Genomic DNA, 19,333 nt, shown 5'->3' on the forward strand with positions numbered 1-19,333 from the left:
CCTTATGCTTTTGTAGTATATAGTTGTTTCATTAACATTTCAATAATGAGAATAACAGGTACCTGCGTCGTAATATTAAACCCATTTAAAAATAATTGAGGAACATGATAGGTTATGGAGCAATCAGATAGCCTTGACAATGTTGATTCCAATGTATTTGTGATGGCAATAACTGGACAACCTTTTTCCTTTAATTTTTGTACAATTTTCAATGTTTGAGAAGTCTCACCAGATTCGGATAAGGCAATGACACAAGTTTTTTCCATACTGTTTTGCAGCACTGGTTGCCAAGGATCTTCAATACACATACTAAATTTGCCAATATTTGAAAAATAGCGCGCTCCATATCGACCTAAAGTTCCAGAGGAACCAATTCCGACAAAAACAATCTGTTCAACGTTCTTTAAGATTGCCACAGCCTCCATAATCAGCTGCAAAAAAGTATCTTGCTCAGTATAATCAATGAATAGCTTCAAAGAATGATTGTCTTGATTGTTTAAAATAATTTGCTCATTTTTTAAATATTCTTTATAAGCAATCTTAAAATGGCTATATCCATCAAATCCTAGATGCTTGCAAAATCGTTGTACGGATCCAACTGATACATGTGCAAGTTGGGCCAATTCCTTGATTGTCATAGAGGATATATTTTCATTTTCTAAAATAGTTGTATAAATAGCATTTTCTATGTCGTTAAAACTTGCTACAACCTCATAACTAAACATATAATCCCTTTTTCTATCTCTATTGATTTGCTTACAATATAACAAAAAACTAATAACCAAAGTGTTCTACACTAAAATAATGGAGAGCATAATGGCTATAAAACCAAGTCAGCATTAAAATCTATTAGAAAACCAGACGAATCAGATTTGTCTAACGAGACATGGTTAAGAGAAAATACTTTAAAACAGTATTGCCTTATGTCCTAGATTATATCATATTTTTGAGCATACTTTGAGTATTGTTAGTTTATTGACTTAAAAGAAACATAACAAGAGCTTATCTCTATTAAATTGTCTCAATTTCAATCGCCCATTCTGGAGATATGTAAGGTGGGGTAGTTTCTATTCCCACAAACTCCTTGTCAATGGAAACAAACACGTACCCACAGGGTAAATGGAAATAGAAACTGATAATTTCTAGCTATCACTTCTATTCATTCCAAAAATTTCTCACTCTGATACTTCCCCACGCCAATACAAAAAGCCTTGCAATCAAGGCTTTTCATTATCCCTTTCATTCAAAGGTTTCTAGGTTTTTACGAGCAGAGCAACACACTCCACGTGATGTGTTTGCGGGACTCAAAAGGTTCAGTGAACCTTTTGAGGATTAACTGCGTTTTACCAACAAACTTACACACTCGACGTGGTGCGTCTGTGGGACTCAAAAGGTTCGGGGAACCTTTTGAGGATTAATTGCGTTTCACTAACAAGCTCACACACTCCACATGGTGCGTTTGAGGAAACAAGTCAACCGGTTGCACTTTCTTCAATTCATAGCCCAACTCTTGGTAGAGTTTGATATCACGCGCCATGGTGGCGACGTTACAGGATATATAGGCGATGCGGTCAGCGCCTGTTTGGGCACTTGCTTTGATAAAGCTTTCGGTCAAGCCCTTGCGTGGTGGATCGACCAGGATGGCGGTTGGTTGGATGCCTTCCTTGAGCCAATTCTTCATGGCATTTTCTGCTGTATCACAGACATAGTGGGCATTGGTGATGCCATTTAAGCTGGCATTCTTCTGGCTATTCTCCACGGCCTCGGGGATGACTTCTACTCCATAAACTTCCTTGACATGCTTGGCAACGGACAAGCCAATGGTCCCAATTCCGGAGTAGGCATCAATCACCACATCCTCTTCTTTTAACTCCGCAAAGTCAATGGCTGTCTGGTAAAGCTTCTCTGCCATTTCGGTATTGACCTGATAAAAGGCTGGTCCAGAGATTTGGAAAGCATTTCCCAACATTTGATCCGTAATATAGTCTTGACCATAAAGCGTACGCCATTCTTTTCCAAAAATGGCATTGGTATTCTGGTCATTGATATTTTGCATAACGGATTTGATGGCTGGGAATTGCTTGATCAGCTGTTCGATCAACTGGTCCACACGGAACACCTTAGGACGAGTGGTGACCAAAATGACCATGATTTCTCCTGAATGATGACCTCGGCGGACCACAAGATTGCGAATTAAGCCAGATTGTTCCTTTTCATCATAAGGCTTGAGATCAAACCGACGAATCAAATCTCGAAGAGCCAAGACCACTTGGTCAATGACTGGATCTTGGATATAAAAGTCTTCGATCGGCATCAAATCATGAGAGTTCTTGCGAAAGAAGCCTGTCTCCACCTGACCATTGACTCGACGAACAGGCACCTGGGCCTTGTTGCGGTATTGAACAGGGTGCTCCATCCCCAAGGTCAGGGGTACTTCGATATCAGAGATTCCTGCCATCTTGTAGAGGCTATCCTTGACCTGCTTGGCCTTGAATTTCAGCTGCTCAGGATAAGCTAGGTGCCCCAAGTCCGCAATACCGCTTCGCAAGTAAGCCAGGTCTAGCTCTTCATTGCGGTGAGGAGATTTTTCCAAGTACTCCTCTACTTTTCCGTAGCCGATCTTCTTATTGACCTTGAGCACGCGCATGCGGATAACTTCTCCTGGCAGGGCATTCTCCACAAAAAAGACCAGGCCATCGACCTTAGCCACTCCTGCTCCTTCGTGTGTCAAATCGACAATTTCAACCGTTACAATTTCATTTTTCTTTAACATCGTTTTCTATCTTTCTACAAATTAAAAGGGGTGGAGTCCAAAACTCCTATCCCCTTATTATATCATCTCAGTCCCATTTGGTACAATTTCTTTTTATAAGCATCAAAATCAACGAGCAAGCCTTGGCCACCGTACATATCGTAGGCATCGACCCAATCCCCATTTTCTGGGATGGTCACTCGTTCAATTCCTTTTCCAGCACTTCCGACTAGTCCAAGTCCATTGGTCAATAGGAAGGAGAAAGGAACATTGGTAGACGTCATGGCAAAGACTTTCCCAAGGGCTTCTGATCCCGTAAAGAGTTTGGTTGGATCCTTGATCTGATGCATGATAGCGGACATGACCTCTTGTTGGCGACGGGTCCGACCAAAGTCTCCTTCATCATCCTTGCGGAAACGCGAGTAATTGAGAAGGGTCCGGCCATCCATCCGTTGTTTTCCAACCTTGATGGTTTGCTGCGGAACGACACCGTCTTTCATGTTCAAATCATCTGGTACTTCTACTTCACTGACCTTTTCGCCATCAACCGTTGAAAATTGCGCATTCATCTCGACCCCATTTGGGAAGAGGGTATCGATCGCTGTCGCAAAGGTCTTGAAATCGACCATGGCGTAATATTGGATGTCAATGTCAAAGTTGTCTTTGAGCATCTGACGCACCAATTCAGCTCCTTGGTTGTTATTTTGCTCCCCGATAGTAAAGGCCGTATTGAGCTTCTGGTCGTAGTAGCCATCATACTCTGGAATATTTTGCTGGCTGACACCATCGATATGGACCAATGTATCCCGCATGAAGCTGACCATCTTGATCTTACCTTCTTTGTTATTGACATTGACCACCATGATGGAGTCTGTCCGGGTCTCATCCGATTTCTCACCGATCCGACCATCTGTCCCCAAAATCAGGATATTGACCCCATCTCGCGACTTCTTGCCGTTAAATTTCTCAACGACAGCCGGTTTGGCATCTGGACCTGTCGGCTTGCTGTTGAGGCCTTTCACAAACATGAAGACCATGCCACCGATAATGAGCAAGAAAAAGAGAGCAAGCCACTTGAGAATCCGCTTGACGCGGATCTTTTTCCGTGGTTTCTTAGGTATATCGCTCGTCGTAGCAACTGCTTTCTTCTTAGACTTTTTGCTACGTGACTGGTAAACAGGGAGATCCCCAATCGGTTCAGCAATCTCACCTTGCACTTCTTCTGTAGCGTCTACCTCAGGTTGAAGGGCTTCTGCTTCCTCATAAGCTCCTTGGCTCTTCTTGAGCAGGTAATTGTATTCTAGTTGTTCTCGTTCATTCAAATAATGAAAATTTGAGTATAAGTACTCTAATCGCTTTCGCTCATGGTGAGATAGAAAGTTGGATTCGTTACTCATCTTTTCTTCCTTCCGTTTTCTTTTAAGGTATAGACCTGATACTGACCCAAGACTTTTGTCTGAATGCCCAAACTGTCTAATTCCTGATAGGCAAACTGCAAAAGATCAGGCGCTTCATTTAGGAGGTCAATAATGAAAAAGTATTCTCCTAAAGCTGTTTTTAGGGGGCGACTTTCAATCTTGGTTAAATTGATCCCCCGCCAAGCAAAGGTGGACAAACCTTTATAGAGGGCTCCTGCTAAGTTACTTGGTAAGGTCAAGGCCAAGCTAACTTTTTGAAGGGAGGGGTTCAATGTTTCTGAGACCGCGGGCTCTTTGGCCCCTAAAATCCAAAAACGTGTATAATTGTCCTCGATTTCTTGGATGTCTTTGGCCTGGACTTCCAAGCCGTACTCACTAGCTGCTGCCAGAGGGGCAATCGCCGCAATTTCCAAGTCTGGATGCTCTGCCACATAGCGAGCCGCATAGGCTGTTGAAGCCGTCATTTCCATGGCTACATCCGGATAATGGGCTCTTAGGAAAGCCTTCCCTTGGGCCAAGGCCTGTGGATGCGAATAGACCGTTCGAATAGGCCGATCTTTCTTTGCAACCAAGAGCTGTTGCTTGATGGGATAGACCACTTCTGCAACGGCCTGAATGGTCCCTTGATGAAAGAGGTAATCAATGGTCTCATGGACACTGCCTTCAATCGAGTTTTCAACAGGGACAACCGCAAAATCGATCTCTTGATTTTCATAAGCCTTGATGACATCTGTGATCGTCCGATAGGCAATGCGTTCAGAAGTTGGAAAGCTATGAGTGGCTACATCATGGGTGAAGGATCCCTTGGGACCAAGATAGCCTACAAGCATCGAATGATCTCCGCAATTTCTTCAGGTGTTTTGTCCTCGACATCCACAATATGGGTAGCAATATCCTCATACAAAGGCAAACGACCATCAAAAATCTTCTTGAATTCTTCTTTGGTGTTGTTTAAAAAGAGGGGACGTTGCATGGCTTTGTCATTTTGAATCCGTCTGTACAAGGTTTCAAAATCTACCCGCAGATAAATGTTGTGAGGATTTTTTTCCAAGAGCGCACGGTTATGAGGGTTGACGACAATCCCGCCTCCAGGAGAAATGATGGCCGCTTCATTTTCCAATAAACGCTCCAGCATTTCAGCCTCGCGACGACGAAAGGCGTCTTCTCCTTCCACTGCGAAATAATCATTGATCGACATACCGATCTCTTCAACAATTAATTCATCCATATCATGGAACTTTGGATCAAGAATGCGACCAACGGTCGTTTTACCTGTTCCCATAAAACCAAGTAAAATTTTAGCCATGCAGTAAGGTCTCCAAATCTTCAAAAAAACTAGGGTAACTGGTGTTAATGGCCTCTGCCCGATCCAGCATCACATTTCCTTCACTCACCAATAAGGCAGCAATGGCAGCCATCATCCCAATTCGGTGATCTCCAAAGGTCTCTAAGTCTGCTCCATGTAGGGGAGTCGGTCCAGTGATGATCATGCCGTCTTCCGTTGGCACGACAGTGGCTCCCATAGCATTGAGACTATCTGCTACAACCTGGATGCGGTCCGTTTCTTTCACACGAAGCTCCTCAGCATCCGCAATCACGGTCTGGCCATTTGCTTGTGTCGCTAGTAAGGCAATAATCGGCAATTCATCAATCAAGCGTGGAATCAACTCCCCATCAATCCGAATCCCTTTTAAGGACGAAGTCTTGACAGTGAGGCTTGCAGAGACCGCTTTTTCATCGCGATCCTCCATGGTGAGCTCTCCCCCCATTTCTTGAATCACATCGAGAATCCCTGTCCGAGTTTGGTTGATACCAACATTTTCAATCTTGATCACACTCTCTGGCAGAATGAGGCCGGCCACTAACCAAAAGGCTGCACTGGAAATATCTCCAGGAACGATGACTTCTTGACCTTGGAACTCTTGTCCCCCTTGGATGCGGATGGTTTTTCCATCCACCTGGATCTCTCCACCAAATTGGCGAATCATATCCTCCGTATGGTCACGCGTCTTTTCCTTCTCGATAATCGTTGATTCACCCTCAGCCTGTAAAGCCGCAAAAATGAGAGCAGACTTGACTTGGGCCGATGCCACTGGCAAACGGTAATGAATCGGTTGGAGCTGATGGGTCCCTTTTTCATGTAAAGGTGGGCAATCGCGATCTCCCTGACCAGCAATCTCAACTCCCATCTGACGCAGTGGGATCGCCACACGATCCATGGGCCGTTTGGAAAGGCTGTCGTCTCCGACCATGGTCACTGCAAAATCCTGACCAGCTAAAACACCGGAGATCAAACGAATAGAAGTTCCTGAATTGCCCATATCAAGGGGAGACGTCGGGGCTTGAAGACCTTGAAAACCTACTCCTTGAATCCGAATCACATCCCCGTCATCTTGGATAGAGACTCCTAAATCTCGAAACACCTGGATGGTAGAAAGCACATCTTCGCCTCGCAAGATATCATAAACCTTGGTTTCGCCCTTTGCAAGACTTCCAAAAATAATCGATCGGTGACTGATGGATTTGTCACCAGGGACACGAATGGTTCCCTTTAGACCCTTGCTATTGGTTCTTAATTTCATTGCCATCTCCAGAGTGCTTTTCCACATATTCTATCATAAATAGGACATGAATTCAATTTTTGATCAAAAATTTGGAACAAAAAACGAATGTTTCCAAGCATTTTTTGAGCTTGTTTTTCTCTAGTGGCGAACGAAAATACCAGAGTCGAAATGACAACTCTGGTAGTGGTTCTTATTTGTATAAATCTTGAATCGGCTCAAAGATGATCTTTTCAAGATCTGAAAGATAAATAGACAATTGTTGTTGTTTGGTGAAAAATTCATTCACAATCGGACTTGCTTGGATTTTTTCCATATAGTCCTTCATTTCTTGTTGCACAGCTTCTGTTGGAAGTTGACCGGATTGCATCAAACCTTGCAATTGATTTTGGAAAGCGACGTATTCGTCAAACAGCGTTTTCGCTTCTGGATTTGCTTCAATCGCTTGCTTACTTTCTACGACAGCCATGTATTCAGGAAGGTCTCGCAGAGTCCGAGAGAGTTCGTTTGCTACATCATAAATATTTGCCATTTTCTAGGCTCCTTTACTGATAAGATACTTCTATTATACTGCTTTTCCTTCAATATTCCTAAAATGAAGCAGGCCTTTTGATGCAAATCCTTCTGTAGACCTAGCAAGCAAGAACGGTATAAGATGTCGCCTGGCTAATCAATGTTTGGGCCCGCTCTTGATCCTCTGCATTTTTAAAGGTCAGCTGCAAAATCCCGTGGATATCCTCCCGATTTTCTTCATTGATGTGAATATTGACCAAGGAAATCCCTTGTAAGAGTTGTAAGATTTCGAGGATTACACCTTCTTTATCTGGGACATCGATAAAGAGATCATAGGCACTATCACGTCCAGCACGCTGATGGATCTGCATTTCTTTTCGGTGCTTCCGCCCTTCTTGGAAAAAGGACCAAATGGCCTCCTCGTTATCTGCTTGGATAGTCTCAGCCACCTGATCCAAACGCTCTTTGAAATCTGCAATCCGCTCTAATATCGCTTGAGAATTGGACAAGAGAATAGAAGTCCACATGCCTGGCTCACTTTCTGCAATCCGGGTCATATCCCGAAAGCCACCAGCTGCAAAACGGCGGGTCATTTCATGCTCTTTCCCATAAGCTACGGCCTGCTCGACCAGAGTTGAGGCTAAAATATGAGGAAAATGACTGATCTGGGAAGTCACCCGATCGTGTTCCTCGGCATCGATTTCAATAAATCGAGATCCCAATCCACTCAGAAGCTCTTTCAACTCTTCCATGGCACCCCCTGTCGTCAAGCTGGAAGGGGTAAAAATATAATAGGCATTTTCAAATAAGGTGGCATCTGCTGCTGCAGCACCTGTCTTATGACTACCAGCCATGGGGTGTCCTCCCACAAAGCGTACATCCTTATCTGTAAACACTTTTTCAGCTTGTGCGACAATTTCTGCCTTGGTAGAGCCTGCGTCTGTCACCAGTACCCGGTCTTTCAAATGCAAGCTAGCTAAGGTTTCTAAGTAAGACTTGGTTTGCTTGATGGGAAGGGCCAAAATAATGATATCTGCTAAAGGGGCAAAGGCTGCGAAATCATCCGTCACCTGATCCACTATTCCTCTTTCAAGAGCGATGGTTCGAGAGGCTTCACTACGATTGTAGCCAAGAATGGTCACATTTGGGTGGGCCCTCTTAATGCCTAGCGCGAGGGATGCACCAATCAAGCCCAAGCCTGCAATATATACAACTTTCTTCTCCAAAGGAAAACTCTTTCTCTTAAAAATTCTTCGTAAAGTCCCGGTGCTTAGCAACGGCTTCTTTCAATTCTTCCAAGTTATCGGATGAGAATTTTTCAAGCACTTCTGTAGCAAGGACTGTTGCGACCACTGCTTCCATCACCACACCTGCAGCTGGCAGAGCCGTTGGGTCGCTGCGCTCAACCGTTGCCTTATAAGTCTCATGGGTTTCAATATCCACACTCATCAAAGGTTTGTAGAGGGTCGGAATAGGTTTCATAACGCCACGAACTAGAATGGGCTCACCGTTGGTCATGCCCCCTTCAAAACCACCAAGATTATTGGTGCGACGGGTATAGCCAGTGTCCTGAGACCAGATGATTTCATCCATGACTTGACTACCTTTTAGGCGACCTGCGTCGAACCCAAGACCAAACTCCACTCCCTTAAAGGCATTGATAGAGACCACCCCTTGAGCGATTTTGGCATCCAATTTCTTGTCCCATTGCACATAGGATCCTAGTCCAACAGGCACACCTCCAACCAAGGTTTCTACAATTCCCCCGATGGTATCGCCATCTTTTTTTACTTGGTCAATGTAGGCCTTAACGGCTTCTTCTTGTTCTGGCACAACGATCGAAACTTCCGACTTCGCTGCCTTTTCCTTGATTTCTGAAACGGTTAGATTCTCGGGAATTGCAATCTCAATTCCCCCAAAATTAACAATGTGGCTGGCCACTTCAAGGCCGATTTCTTCTAAAATCCGTTTCGCAACCGCACCAACGGCTACACGCATGGTCGTCTCACGGGCTGAAGAACGTTCGAGCGAATTACGAAGATCGTCAAAACGGTATTTGATCCCTCCGACTAGATCGGCATGACCAGGACGTGGCTTGGTGATCTTACGCAGATTTTTCTTTTTCTCTTTGACCGGTGCTACATTCATGATCTCCAACCACTTTTGGTGATCCAGATTGGTCACGTTGAGAGTAATCGGACCTCCCATGGTCAAGCCATGACGGACCCCTGATGTGATCTCGACCCGGTCACTCTCGATTTTCATCCGAGCACCACGACCATAGCCACCTTGTCGACGTTTGAGCTCTTTATTAATATCCTCTTCAGATAAAGGAAGGCCTGCCGGAACCCCCTCGATGATGGCTGTTAGTCGAGGTCCATGGGACTCTCCTGCTGTTAAATATCTCATACGACCTTATTCCTTTCTTTCTAAAAAGTCCTTCATTTCGTGAAGAGGGATTTGATGAATCGCTGCTTGCCCCAACTCTGGAACAATCACCAATTTCAAGCTAGTCCCACGTGCTTTTTTGTCATGGGTCAAGGCTTGATAAAGGGCTTCTTTATCCCAGTTCTCATAGGTCACAGGAAGGCCAAATTTCCGGCACATTTCTTCGATTTTTTGAGTGATTCCCTTCGGCATCAAGCCCTTTTCTTCTGCAACTCGGGAGAGCTGCACCATGCCCATACTAACGGCTTCCCCATGCATAACCTGTCCATAACCAGCTGTCGCTTCAATGGCATGCCCAATGGTATGACCAAAATTGAGATACAGTCGAATACCATTGTCCAACTCATCTGCCACAACATGGTCTCGCTTCACCAGGCAAGAATGGGAAATGATGCTCTCTGCATGCTCTAAAATACTCTCGATGGAACCATCCATGGCTTCCAATTCTTCCCAAAGTTCCGTATCTTGGATGAGACCATACTTGATCACTTCGCCCATTCCCTCGATCAATTCACGGTGTCCTAAAGTGTTCAACACTTCAGGATCAATAAACACACCGTCTGGTTGGGCAAAGGTCCCCACCATGTTTTTGGCAAGTGCTGTGTTGACTCCAGTCTTTCCCCCGATAGAAGAATCCACCTGTGCGGTCAAGCTAGTCGGGATCTGAACAAAGGAAATTCCCCGCATATAGGTCGAGGCAGCAAAACCAGCCAAATCACCAACTACGCCACCCCCAAGAGCAACGATTCCATCACTGCGCGTCATGCCCTGGGTAGCTAGAAATTCATAAACTTTTGAAACAGTGGTTAGATTCTTACTGGCTTCCCCTTGAAGAAACTCAAAGCGCACCACTTGAAAACCAGCTTTCTCAAGGCTCTTCTCTACGATAGACGCATATAACTTAGCTACACGGTTATCGGAAATAATAGCGACTTTTTTATCGCCCCAAAGAGTGCGCAACCAATCTCCAACCTGGTTGAGACCACCTCTTTCAATCACAATATCATAGGAATGTCCTGGAATAGGTACCGATACGTTCATAGGAATCTCCTTTTCAGCATGTTCTCTATTTATCTTACCATGAATCCATCTCCTTGTCTGCATTGAAAAGGAGTTATGCAAGAAAAAAACAAGACACAAAGGTCTTGTTTTTTTCAATGTATAAAATGACTGTATTCATTTTTTAAAGCTTCCCAAACTGCGTCCGCTGGGAAATCCTTCTCCGTCATTAGCTCAAAGGCTTTTTCTGCCTGATAAAACAGCATTCCCAGTCCATTTAAAGTCTGATTGCCTTGTTGGCGACCCAATTTTAAAAATGGAGTTTCAGCTGGAAAATAAATCATATCAGCAATAATCGCTTCTTTTGGAAATTGAATGCTCTCAGGAATGGGGAGGGACTCACCATCCATGCCCACACCTGTCGCATTCAAGATCAAATCGGATTTATTTAGAATCGTTTGAAGTTTCTCTGTATCCTTGATATAGTGCAATTGCAAGTCGAACTGAAAATTCTTTCCTAATTGGTCCAAGCGTTGTTTGGAAGTCTCATAGCCTTCCGAGCGCTCAAACAGATGGATCTCTGCTGCCCCTTGCGCAATGGCATGCGCCACAATCGCAGAAGCCGCACCCCCAGCACCCAGGATCGCCATGACTCCATTTTTCATCGAAAAGGTCATCGGTAAACTGCGAAAGAAACCAATCCCATCCGTATTATAGCCTTTAAGCTTGCCATCACGGTGAACAATGGTATTGACAGAGCCGATCTTTCGGGCCATCTCATCCACTTCATCTAAGCAAGGAAAGACCTTCTGCTTATAGGGCATGGAGATATTGGCTCCAATCATATCCAACTTACGAATTTGGCTGATGGTGCTTTCTAAGTCTTCTTCAGCAATATCCCAAGCTAGATAAGCAGCATTGGTCGCTGTTAATTCATAGGCTAGATTATGAATGAAAGGAGAGATACTATGACGAATGGGATGGGCAATGACCGCTGCCATCCGAGTATATCCGTCAATCTTCATTTAATAACTCCCGAATTCTTCTCATATTTTCAAGAGGAATTTGACCTGGGGCGCTTTCATCTCCGACTCTAGCATAAGACCAGGAAGAGCCTGTCAAATCAGCTGTCAAGCGCGAAATCTTCCCGACCTTGCCCATGGAAATGGTTACATACTCTTGCTCAGGATTCAGCGTCTTGAAACCACGCGTATAATTCATCAAGTCAAGAACATCTTGTTCATTGTGGGCCATGACAGATACTTTGACTAATTTTGGAGAAAAACTGGTCAATTCCGATAAGATCTCCATCATATTTTCCGGAGTTTCTTGGAAGTTATGGTAGCTGAGAACAAGATTTGAAAATTCCAACATCTCTTCAAAGACTTCACGGTGACTATAATACTCGAAATCGATATAATCCGGATGATAGATGGATTGAATATCTTTCAGGATCCCAACATATTCTTCATTAGTCAGCTCCATCCCTCCACCTTCAGCTCGAGTCCGCAAGGTGAATAAAATCTCGCGTCCAGCAAATTTCTCAAAAACTGCAGGAGCGACGGTTAAGATCTCGCTTTTTTCTAAAAAGTCCGCACGCCACTCAATAACATCTGCATCCTCGTAACGCGAACTATCTAGTTGTTGCGCCTCTTCTAAGGAGCGAGGCATAATCGAAACAACTAACTTCATACATCCACCCTAATCGTAAATACTTTTAAGTAATTACTACTTTCTTCTTTCTTGTTCCATCGAAAATCACCCGGAAGTCCGTATTCCGCTACATAGCGATGCTTACGACCTTGAAATCCCTTTTCGATTTGTTTTTTAAATTTATCTTTGGTCACATTTGCTGCATTGGTACTGAGAATCAAGGTCCCACCTGGATTTAAAATCTCAAGAGCCTCGCTGACCAATCGATGATAATCTTTAGCGACTGAAAATGTCCGTTTTTTATTCCGCGCAAAGCTAGGCGGATCAAGCACGATCACATCATAGCTTAGGTCATGGCGTTTGGCATATTTGTAATAGTCAAAGACATCCATCACGACAAAACGATGAGCATCCAACGCCAAGCCATTTGCCACAAAATGCGCTTCTGATAATTCTCTACTTCTCTTAGCCAGATCGACCGATGTTGTCTCAACTGCTCCACCCATTGCCGCAGCCACAGAGAAGGCCGCCGTATAGGAGAACATATTAAGCAAGGACTTGCTCGCAGCTAAGCCCTCTACCAAGCTACCTCGAACTTCATGCTGATCCAAAAAAATCCCCGTCATCAAGCCATCATTGAGAAAGACTTGGTAAGAGACCCCATTTTCAAGAATCAAAAATTCTTGCGGAGCTTCTTCTCCATAGACATGAGCTGATTCATAGTCCAAGCCTTTAAAGCGAATCTTTTCATAGCCCCCTCGGACTTCTGGAAAAGCTTCTTGAAAGGCCGCTAGAATGGTTCCCTTGATCTGAAATACGAAAGGATTGTACCAAGAAAAAACAACAAACTCACCATACAAGTCAACCGTGAAACCACCAAAACCATCTCCCTCTTGGTTAAAGAGACGAAAAGCAGTTGTCTTCTCATCCTCATAATAAGAACGACGATATTGCTTGGCTTTGATGAAAAGCTTTTTAAAAAAGTCTTGATCAAAAGTGACCAACTCTTGTGAAACAAACCATCCAATCCCTTTATTTTGTTCAGATAAGTATCCGACTCCTAGGGATTTTCCATCTCCTGAAAGCAATTGAACCGCTTGATTCAAAGCAGGAAGTGACTCAAAATCTTGCTTTTCAAGAAGGGATTGTCCTTGTTTGATTTTTGTTGCGACTTGGCGACTGACTGTGAGTTTTTTCATATCCTCTATTATAGCAAAAGTCTGCAGTTTTCACAAAGAGAGGCTTTATTTACTGGAACTTTTTTTACCGTTTTATCCTAGCTTTCATCATTTAGCTTCAAATGATATAAAATGCCGGATCTTTCCTATTTCTTTCCTCTCCTTTACAGTCATTTTTTTCTTTCTCCATAAAATTGTGGTATACTTGTATATGAAAATTTTTAGGAAATAAGACAAGGAAGTAACATTTTGTGAAAAAAATTACGAATTCGATACTCAATTTCATGAGTACCAGACTAGGATTTGTCTTGACCCTTCTGTTGCTCTACTGGTTCAAAACCATGTGGGCCTATTCAGTTGATTTTAATTTAGACATTCAGGGACCGTATCAGATTTTTCTAGCAGTGATCAACCCATTGCCGATCAGTCTGCTCTTCATTGGTCTTGCACTTTATATCAAACGAACCAAGCTCTTTTATAGTTTGGCCTTTGGGATCTACCTTCTCTTATTTATTTGGTTGATTTCCAACTCCATCTATTATCGAGAGTTTACAGACTTCGTAACGGTCAATACCATGTTGGCTTCCAGCAAGGTTTCTGCCGGTCTCGGAGCTGCTGCTTTAGAATTGTTCCGCCCTTGGGATGTGATCTACATTCTAGATTTCCCTATTCTAGCTTTCTTCTTCTTTAAGAAATGGATTCGAATGGACAATCGTCCCTTCAATAAACGAGCTAGTTTTGCGGTTACCTCTTTATCGGCTATGCTCTTTTCGGCCAACCTTTTCCTCGCAGAAATTGACCGACCTGAGCTCTTGACTCGTGGGTTCTCAAACTACTATGTCGTTCGTGCCCTAGGCTTACCAGCCTTTCTAGGTTACAGTGCTAATCAGACCTATGCTGCCAACAAAGAACGTTCCAAAGCCTCCGAAGCAGATTTAAAACCGGTGGAAGAATATATCCAACAGCATTATGCCAAGCCTAATCCTGAGTACTTTGGAATGGCCAAAGGCCGTAATGTCATCTACATTCACTTGGAAAGTTTCCAACAATTCTTGATCGATTACAAGTTGAAAGTAGACGATAAAGAATATGAAGTGACACCTTTCTTAAACTCACTTTACCACTCGAAAGAAACCTTTGCCTTTTCAAATGTCTTTAACCAAGTCAAGGCAGGGAAAACGTCTGATGCTGAGACCATGATTGAAACAGGCCTCTTCGGACTCAACCAAGGTTCCTTTATGGTGAACTATGGTGGAACCAATACCCAACAGGCTGCACCATTTATTCTTTCAAAAAATGGTTACAACTCGAGCGCTGTTTTCCACGGGAATGCTGGAAGTTTCTGGAATCGAAATACCGCCTATAAACAATGGGGCTACAATTACTTCTTTGATGCCAGCTACTTCACCAAACAAAACAGCAGCAACTCCTTCCAGTATGGTCTTAATGACAAATACATGCTCAAGGATTCCATTAAATACCTAGAAAGATTGCAACAACCTTTCTATACGAAGTTCATTACGGTTTCCAATCACTATCCTTATACAACTAGCTTGTCAGGAGATGATCTTGGCTTCCCTCTAGCTAAGACTCAGGACGAAACCATCAATGGCTATTTTGCGACCGCTAACTACCTAGATTCTTCGATCAAAGCATTCTTTGATTACCTGAAAGAATCTGGTCTTTACAAAAATTCCATCATCGTTCTCTATGGGGACCACTACGGAATTTCAAACTCTCGTAACCCAGCTCTTGCTCCTCTACTTGGTAAGAACTCTGAAACGTGGTCAAGTTATGACAATGCCATGTTGCAACGCGTACCTTATATGGTAGTCGTTCCAGGTATGGATAAGGGCGGCATCATTGATACCTATGGTGGCGAAATTGATATGCTCCCAACCTTGGAACATTTGCTGGGCATTGAATCCAACAAATTCCTCCAAGTTGGTCAAGATATGCTCTCACCAGATCATGATCAAATTGTAGCCTTCCGCTCCGCTAACTACTTTGTAACTCCTGAGTATACAAGCTATAGTGGCCGGACCTATTACACTAAAACAGGTGAGGAAATCACGAACCCAGACGAAAAAACCAAGGAAGAACTGGACAAGATTAGGGAAGCTGCTAACCTTCAATTGAAGATTAGTGATAGCATCCAGACCGGTGACCTCCTTCGCTTCTTCAAGGGCAATGATCTTGGAAAAGTCAATCCAGAAGATTATTCCTACACCAATTCCTTCAAGGCATTGAAGAAGATTGAAAGGGAAAAAGGTGACAAATCAACCAGCCTTTATAACCAACGTGGCAACCAGTCTACCGTTGATCTCTTCAAGGCACCGACTTATAAAGAATTGCACCCAGAAGACGATAGTTCTTCCTCAACAGAGACCAGTAGCAGTTCTTCTAAATAAAAAGAATCCCTGAGTTTAAAAACTCAGGGATTTTGTGATTTCTTTAAAAAGAACTTAGTCTAGGAGTTCAAAAATAGAAGCTGTTAAATTCTCCACATAAAATGGCCGTTTATGACGACTATTCCCAACCATCAATTTCAATTTGTCTGAATTTTGGAGGTAATAAGGAAGTCCGCTGGCGTTGAAGATGACCAAGTACTTCTTGTCTCCTGTTAGTTCATAGATGACAAGACCGCTGGTATCAGTTGCAGATTGGATAAAGACTTGTTGATAGATTTTATCATAGCTTTCAAGCTCTAAGACAGGAAGACTTGTCTTCAAATTGATCAAGCTTCGGATATAGGCAATTGATTCCTTGTTTTGACTGACCAGATCCCAATTGACCTGATTCACAAAATCTGGAGCATTGTAGGAATTCATGGCCCGTTCACGATCCAAAGGGGTGATCTCACCATCAGGACCTGTCGCCACCAATTTGGTCCGCATGAATTCTTGACCCAATTGCATGAAGGCCATGCCTTGAAAGAGCAGATTCATGGCCGTAGCCAACTCTGAGCGCTTGACCAAGCCTGCTACTTCTACATTCGGATGAAGGGTCTGAAGCAAGTCATAGAGATTATAATTGTCATGAGCCTCCACATAATTCAAGACCTGATTGGGACTTAAATAATTGCCAAGCTCTGCACTACCTAAAACAGCACGCGCAACGGTATACTCTGTTGATTTTCTGCTGACGAAGCCACGTTTGATGGAACCATAAACCTCAGCCCCTTTAATGGCATCGCGCTCCGTATCATTGAAGAATCCAATTCGAGGCAATTGCGCTGCATTGTCTTTCTTAGCCTTATCTTCTGGTGCGAGACCTGTTCCCATATCCCAACCTTCTCCGTAAAGAAGAATGCGAGGATCCAGAGCATCCATAGCCTCCCGAATAGCATTCATCGTCCTTACATCGTGAATCCCCATCAAATCAAAGCGGAAGCCATCGATCTGGTACTCTTTGACCCAGTACGTGAGAGAATCAATCATGTACTTGCGGTACATTTCATGCTCACTAGCCGTTTCATTCCCAACACCTGTCCCATTTTGGAAGCGACCATCTGGCTCCATCCGGTAATAATAATCGGGTACTGTATTTTGGAAAGGACCATGCTCGGTCGAGTAGATATGATTATAGACCACATCCATGACCACGGAAATTCCTGCCTCATGATAAGCCCGGATCATGGTTTTGAGCTCTTTCATGGTTTGTTTCGGATTGGATGGATCCGTCGAAAAGCTAGTTTCTGGTGCAGAATAATTCTGAACGTCGTAGCCCCAATTGTAGGTCACCTGGCCTTCTTCGTCGTACTGTTTAAAGCGATCAGAGATGGGCTGCAGTTGCACGACATTAACTCCTAACTGACGGATATAATCAAAGGCAGTTGCATCACCATGGCTATTGACGGTTCCTTCTTGGCAAGCCCCCAGATAGGTCCCACGCAGGGCTTCGTCCACACCTGATGTCGGTGACTTGGTCAAATCCCGAAGGTGCATCTCATAAATCACTGCTTGACATGGATTGTCCAAGCGCCAAGGAGTCGCATCGGCGCCTTTTTTAGGACCCCAATCAAACTGACGATCTGCTCTTGAAAGAATGGCAGAGCGCATCCCATCCGCTGTCGTTGCAATGCTATAAGGATCGCGCGTCACTTGAGTATGGTGTTCAAAATGCACACGATATTGATAGGCCATGCCACTTAAATTACCTAGAAAATCTAAAATCCAAACACCATGGGTATTTTCTGGGTGGTAGCTAGACTCTTGTTTGCCACGCGTCATCGGAATGGTCTTCCAGATAGGCGCATCCAGCTCGGTTGATTGATAAAGCAACAATTCAACTTTCTTAGCGGTAGGAGCCCACAATTTAAAGCAATGCTCCCCTTCTTCCTCACGATGACCAAGCCAGCCTTGATACGCCCATTTAACATCAAACTCTCTAGGACGCATTGCCATATCGTAGGCATGAGGCTGACGATGGCTGTAGGCATGACTCGTCAAAGCAGCTTGCAAAGAATAATAGACTGTATCGTCTCCATCGAGAATCCACACTTCTCGAACATGCCCTTCTGGTAAAAGTTCGATTTCAAAATCACGGGTCTTAGTGAGCCAATCCCCTTCTTTAACCAGGACATGGCCCCGGTTCAAGGCATGCTCACTCTCGTATACCAGATTTCCCTCCACTCCAAAATAATCCAACTTGGAGAAAGAGACTGATTTTCCTTCTACTTGATCCTGCCACTGCCACATATCATAAGCAAAATAATTTCCTTTTTGCTTATGAAAATGAAGCTTTACATGGTATTGTCGCATAACATTTTCCTATTTCCAATTTAATACCGAAGGAACCATCCGCTGGTGAAACACGTAATGGATTCCAACTATTTGTTTTTATTCTTCAGATGGGTGAACCAAAGCATCGTTGTTGATTTCATCAATATTTGCAAAGAATTCCAAGTGGTTATGGAAGACTTCCAATTCAACTGGAGTATCTCCTCCGTATTCCCCATCTAGATTGATGCGGAATGGTTGAGCATTTTTCCCTAACATTTCGATCGTCAACTTCTTGGTCTTGAGATATTCTACATTTTCATCGTGCACATGCTTGCCCCCATTAATGGCCTGAATCATCAAGGACAACATGTTAAAGAGCTTAGCAGTTTTTACGATAATCAAGGTAAAGTTCCCATCATCAAGCTTAGCATCTGGCGCGACACTTTCAAAACCAGCAATGGAGTTGGTCAAGGCCACAAAAATCATAGACGCTGGCCCTTCAAAGACACCATTGTCGTGCTCAATCCGCACCTTTCGAGCCTTGTTTCGCGGCAACATTTTAGCTGCTTCAGCCACATAGGCAAAGTAACCCAAGCGAGATTTAACACTACTTGGAACACTGAAGGTCAATTCTGTCATGGTTCCTGCTGCAGCAATATTGATGAAATACTTGCTGCCATAGGCACGACCAATATCCATCTGAATGGTTTGATTCTTTTCGATAATGCGAGCAGCCGCCACAGGATCTCCCATCGGGATCTTCAAGGCACGCGCATAGTCATTGGTGGTACCGGTCGGAATAAAGGCCATCTGCGGACGATTTTCCAGACCTGCGACCCCATTGACCACTTCGTTAATCGTACCATCTCCACCAGCGGCAATGATTAAATCAAAGCCTGCTTTAGCGGCTCTTTCTGCTTCATTTTGGGCAGAAAATGGTTCTGGAGTCGTTTGATAAGCGCTGGTTTCATAGCCCACGTCTTCGAGTACGTCCAAGACTTCCGCAATATTTTTCTTGATAATTTCTTGCCCAGAGGTCGGATTATAAATTAAACGGGCTTTTTTGATTCGTTCTACCATAAAGATC

16 protein-coding genes are annotated in these 19,333 nt (G+C 43.7%); 1 reads left to right on the plus strand and 15 read right to left on the minus strand.

Annotated elements, in window-relative coordinates; translation table 11 throughout:
- Window positions 1-2 precede the first annotated feature (2 nt).
- The 13 genes from AC6IZR_RS06660 to AC6IZR_RS06720 form a co-directional block, all read right to left on the minus strand.
- Window positions 3-725: a MurR/RpiR family transcriptional regulator gene (locus AC6IZR_RS06660; protein WP_013903423.1), complete on the minus strand. Its 723-nt coding sequence runs from the start codon at window positions 723-725 to the stop codon at window positions 3-5.
- A 689-nt stretch (window positions 726-1,414) separates the two neighbouring features.
- Window positions 1,415-2,773, minus strand: a complete 1,359-nt coding sequence (gene rlmD, locus AC6IZR_RS06665; RefSeq protein WP_497848308.1) for a 23S rRNA (uracil(1939)-C(5))-methyltransferase RlmD — start codon at window positions 2,771-2,773, stop codon at window positions 1,415-1,417.
- 62 nt (window positions 2,774-2,835) lie between these two features.
- A complete protein-coding gene (locus AC6IZR_RS06670) occupies window positions 2,836-4,149 on the minus strand; it encodes an LCP family protein (RefSeq protein WP_497848309.1) in 1,314 nt (437 codons plus the stop codon).
- Complete coding sequence (gene pheA, locus AC6IZR_RS06675; RefSeq protein WP_497848310.1) at window positions 4,146-5,000, minus strand: prephenate dehydratase; 855 nt, start codon at window positions 4,998-5,000, stop codon at window positions 4,146-4,148. The genes AC6IZR_RS06670 and pheA overlap by 4 nt, the downstream gene beginning before the upstream one ends.
- Window positions 4,991-5,476 (minus strand): shikimate kinase, encoded by a 486-nt coding sequence (locus AC6IZR_RS06680; RefSeq protein WP_497848311.1) that lies wholly within the window; start codon window positions 5,474-5,476, stop codon window positions 4,991-4,993. The genes pheA and AC6IZR_RS06680 overlap by 10 nt, the downstream gene beginning before the upstream one ends.
- Window positions 5,469-6,752 carry a 3-phosphoshikimate 1-carboxyvinyltransferase gene (aroA, locus tag AC6IZR_RS06685; RefSeq protein WP_497848312.1) on the minus strand — a complete coding sequence of 428 codons (1,284 nt, stop codon included), beginning with the start codon at window positions 6,750-6,752 and terminating at the stop codon, window positions 5,469-5,471. The genes AC6IZR_RS06680 and aroA overlap by 8 nt, the downstream gene beginning before the upstream one ends.
- Window positions 6,753-6,924: 172 nt before the next feature.
- Window positions 6,925-7,263 (minus strand): YlbF/YmcA family competence regulator, encoded by a 339-nt coding sequence (locus tag AC6IZR_RS06690; protein WP_497848313.1) that lies wholly within the window; start codon window positions 7,261-7,263, stop codon window positions 6,925-6,927.
- A 100-nt stretch (window positions 7,264-7,363) separates the two neighbouring features.
- Window positions 7,364-8,470 (minus strand): prephenate dehydrogenase, encoded by a 1,107-nt coding sequence (locus tag AC6IZR_RS06695; RefSeq protein WP_497848314.1) that lies wholly within the window; start codon window positions 8,468-8,470, stop codon window positions 7,364-7,366.
- A 16-nt stretch (window positions 8,471-8,486) separates the two neighbouring features.
- Window positions 8,487-9,653: a chorismate synthase gene (gene aroC, locus AC6IZR_RS06700; protein WP_497848315.1), complete on the minus strand. Its 1,167-nt coding sequence runs from the start codon at window positions 9,651-9,653 to the stop codon at window positions 8,487-8,489.
- A 6-nt stretch (window positions 9,654-9,659) separates the two neighbouring features.
- Window positions 9,660-10,733 carry a 3-dehydroquinate synthase gene (gene aroB / locus AC6IZR_RS06705; protein ID WP_497848316.1) on the minus strand — a complete coding sequence of 358 codons (1,074 nt, stop codon included), beginning with the start codon at window positions 10,731-10,733 and terminating at the stop codon, window positions 9,660-9,662.
- A gap of 113 nt (window positions 10,734-10,846) precedes the next feature.
- Window positions 10,847-11,716, minus strand: coding sequence for a shikimate dehydrogenase (aroE, locus tag AC6IZR_RS06710; RefSeq protein ID WP_497848317.1), 870 nt, complete (start codon window positions 11,714-11,716; stop codon window positions 10,847-10,849).
- A complete protein-coding gene (aroD, locus tag AC6IZR_RS06715) occupies window positions 11,706-12,383 on the minus strand; it encodes a type I 3-dehydroquinate dehydratase (protein WP_049474751.1) in 678 nt (225 codons plus the stop codon). Before aroD ends, aroE begins: the two co-directional genes overlap by 11 nt.
- Window positions 12,380-13,543 (minus strand): class I SAM-dependent rRNA methyltransferase, encoded by a 1,164-nt coding sequence (locus AC6IZR_RS06720; RefSeq protein WP_497848318.1) that lies wholly within the window; start codon window positions 13,541-13,543, stop codon window positions 12,380-12,382. Before AC6IZR_RS06720 ends, aroD begins: the two co-directional genes overlap by 4 nt.
- Before the next feature lie 230 nt (window positions 13,544-13,773).
- Here AC6IZR_RS06720 and AC6IZR_RS06725 point away from each other — a divergent pair, with 230 nt between their 5' ends.
- Entirely contained in the window at window positions 13,774-15,933 is a 2,160-nt protein-coding gene (locus AC6IZR_RS06725; protein ID WP_497848319.1) for an LTA synthase family protein, read from the plus strand.
- A gap of 54 nt (window positions 15,934-15,987) precedes the next feature.
- On the opposite strand, the gene pulA is transcribed toward AC6IZR_RS06725, so the two are convergent.
- Both pulA and AC6IZR_RS06735 read right to left on the minus strand, forming a co-directional pair.
- The gene (gene pulA, locus AC6IZR_RS06730) at window positions 15,988-18,285 is read right to left on the minus strand and encodes a type I pullulanase (RefSeq protein WP_497848320.1); all 2,298 of its coding nucleotides are present in this window, start codon (window positions 18,283-18,285) and stop codon (window positions 15,988-15,990) included.
- Window positions 18,286-18,363: 78 nt separating this feature from the next.
- Window positions 18,364-19,326, minus strand: a complete 963-nt coding sequence (locus tag AC6IZR_RS06735) for a diacylglycerol kinase family lipid kinase (protein ID WP_003006748.1) — start codon at window positions 19,324-19,326, stop codon at window positions 18,364-18,366.
- Between the last annotated feature and the right edge of the window lie 7 nt (window positions 19,327-19,333).

It is taken from the genome of Streptococcus mobilis (assembly GCF_059727625.1).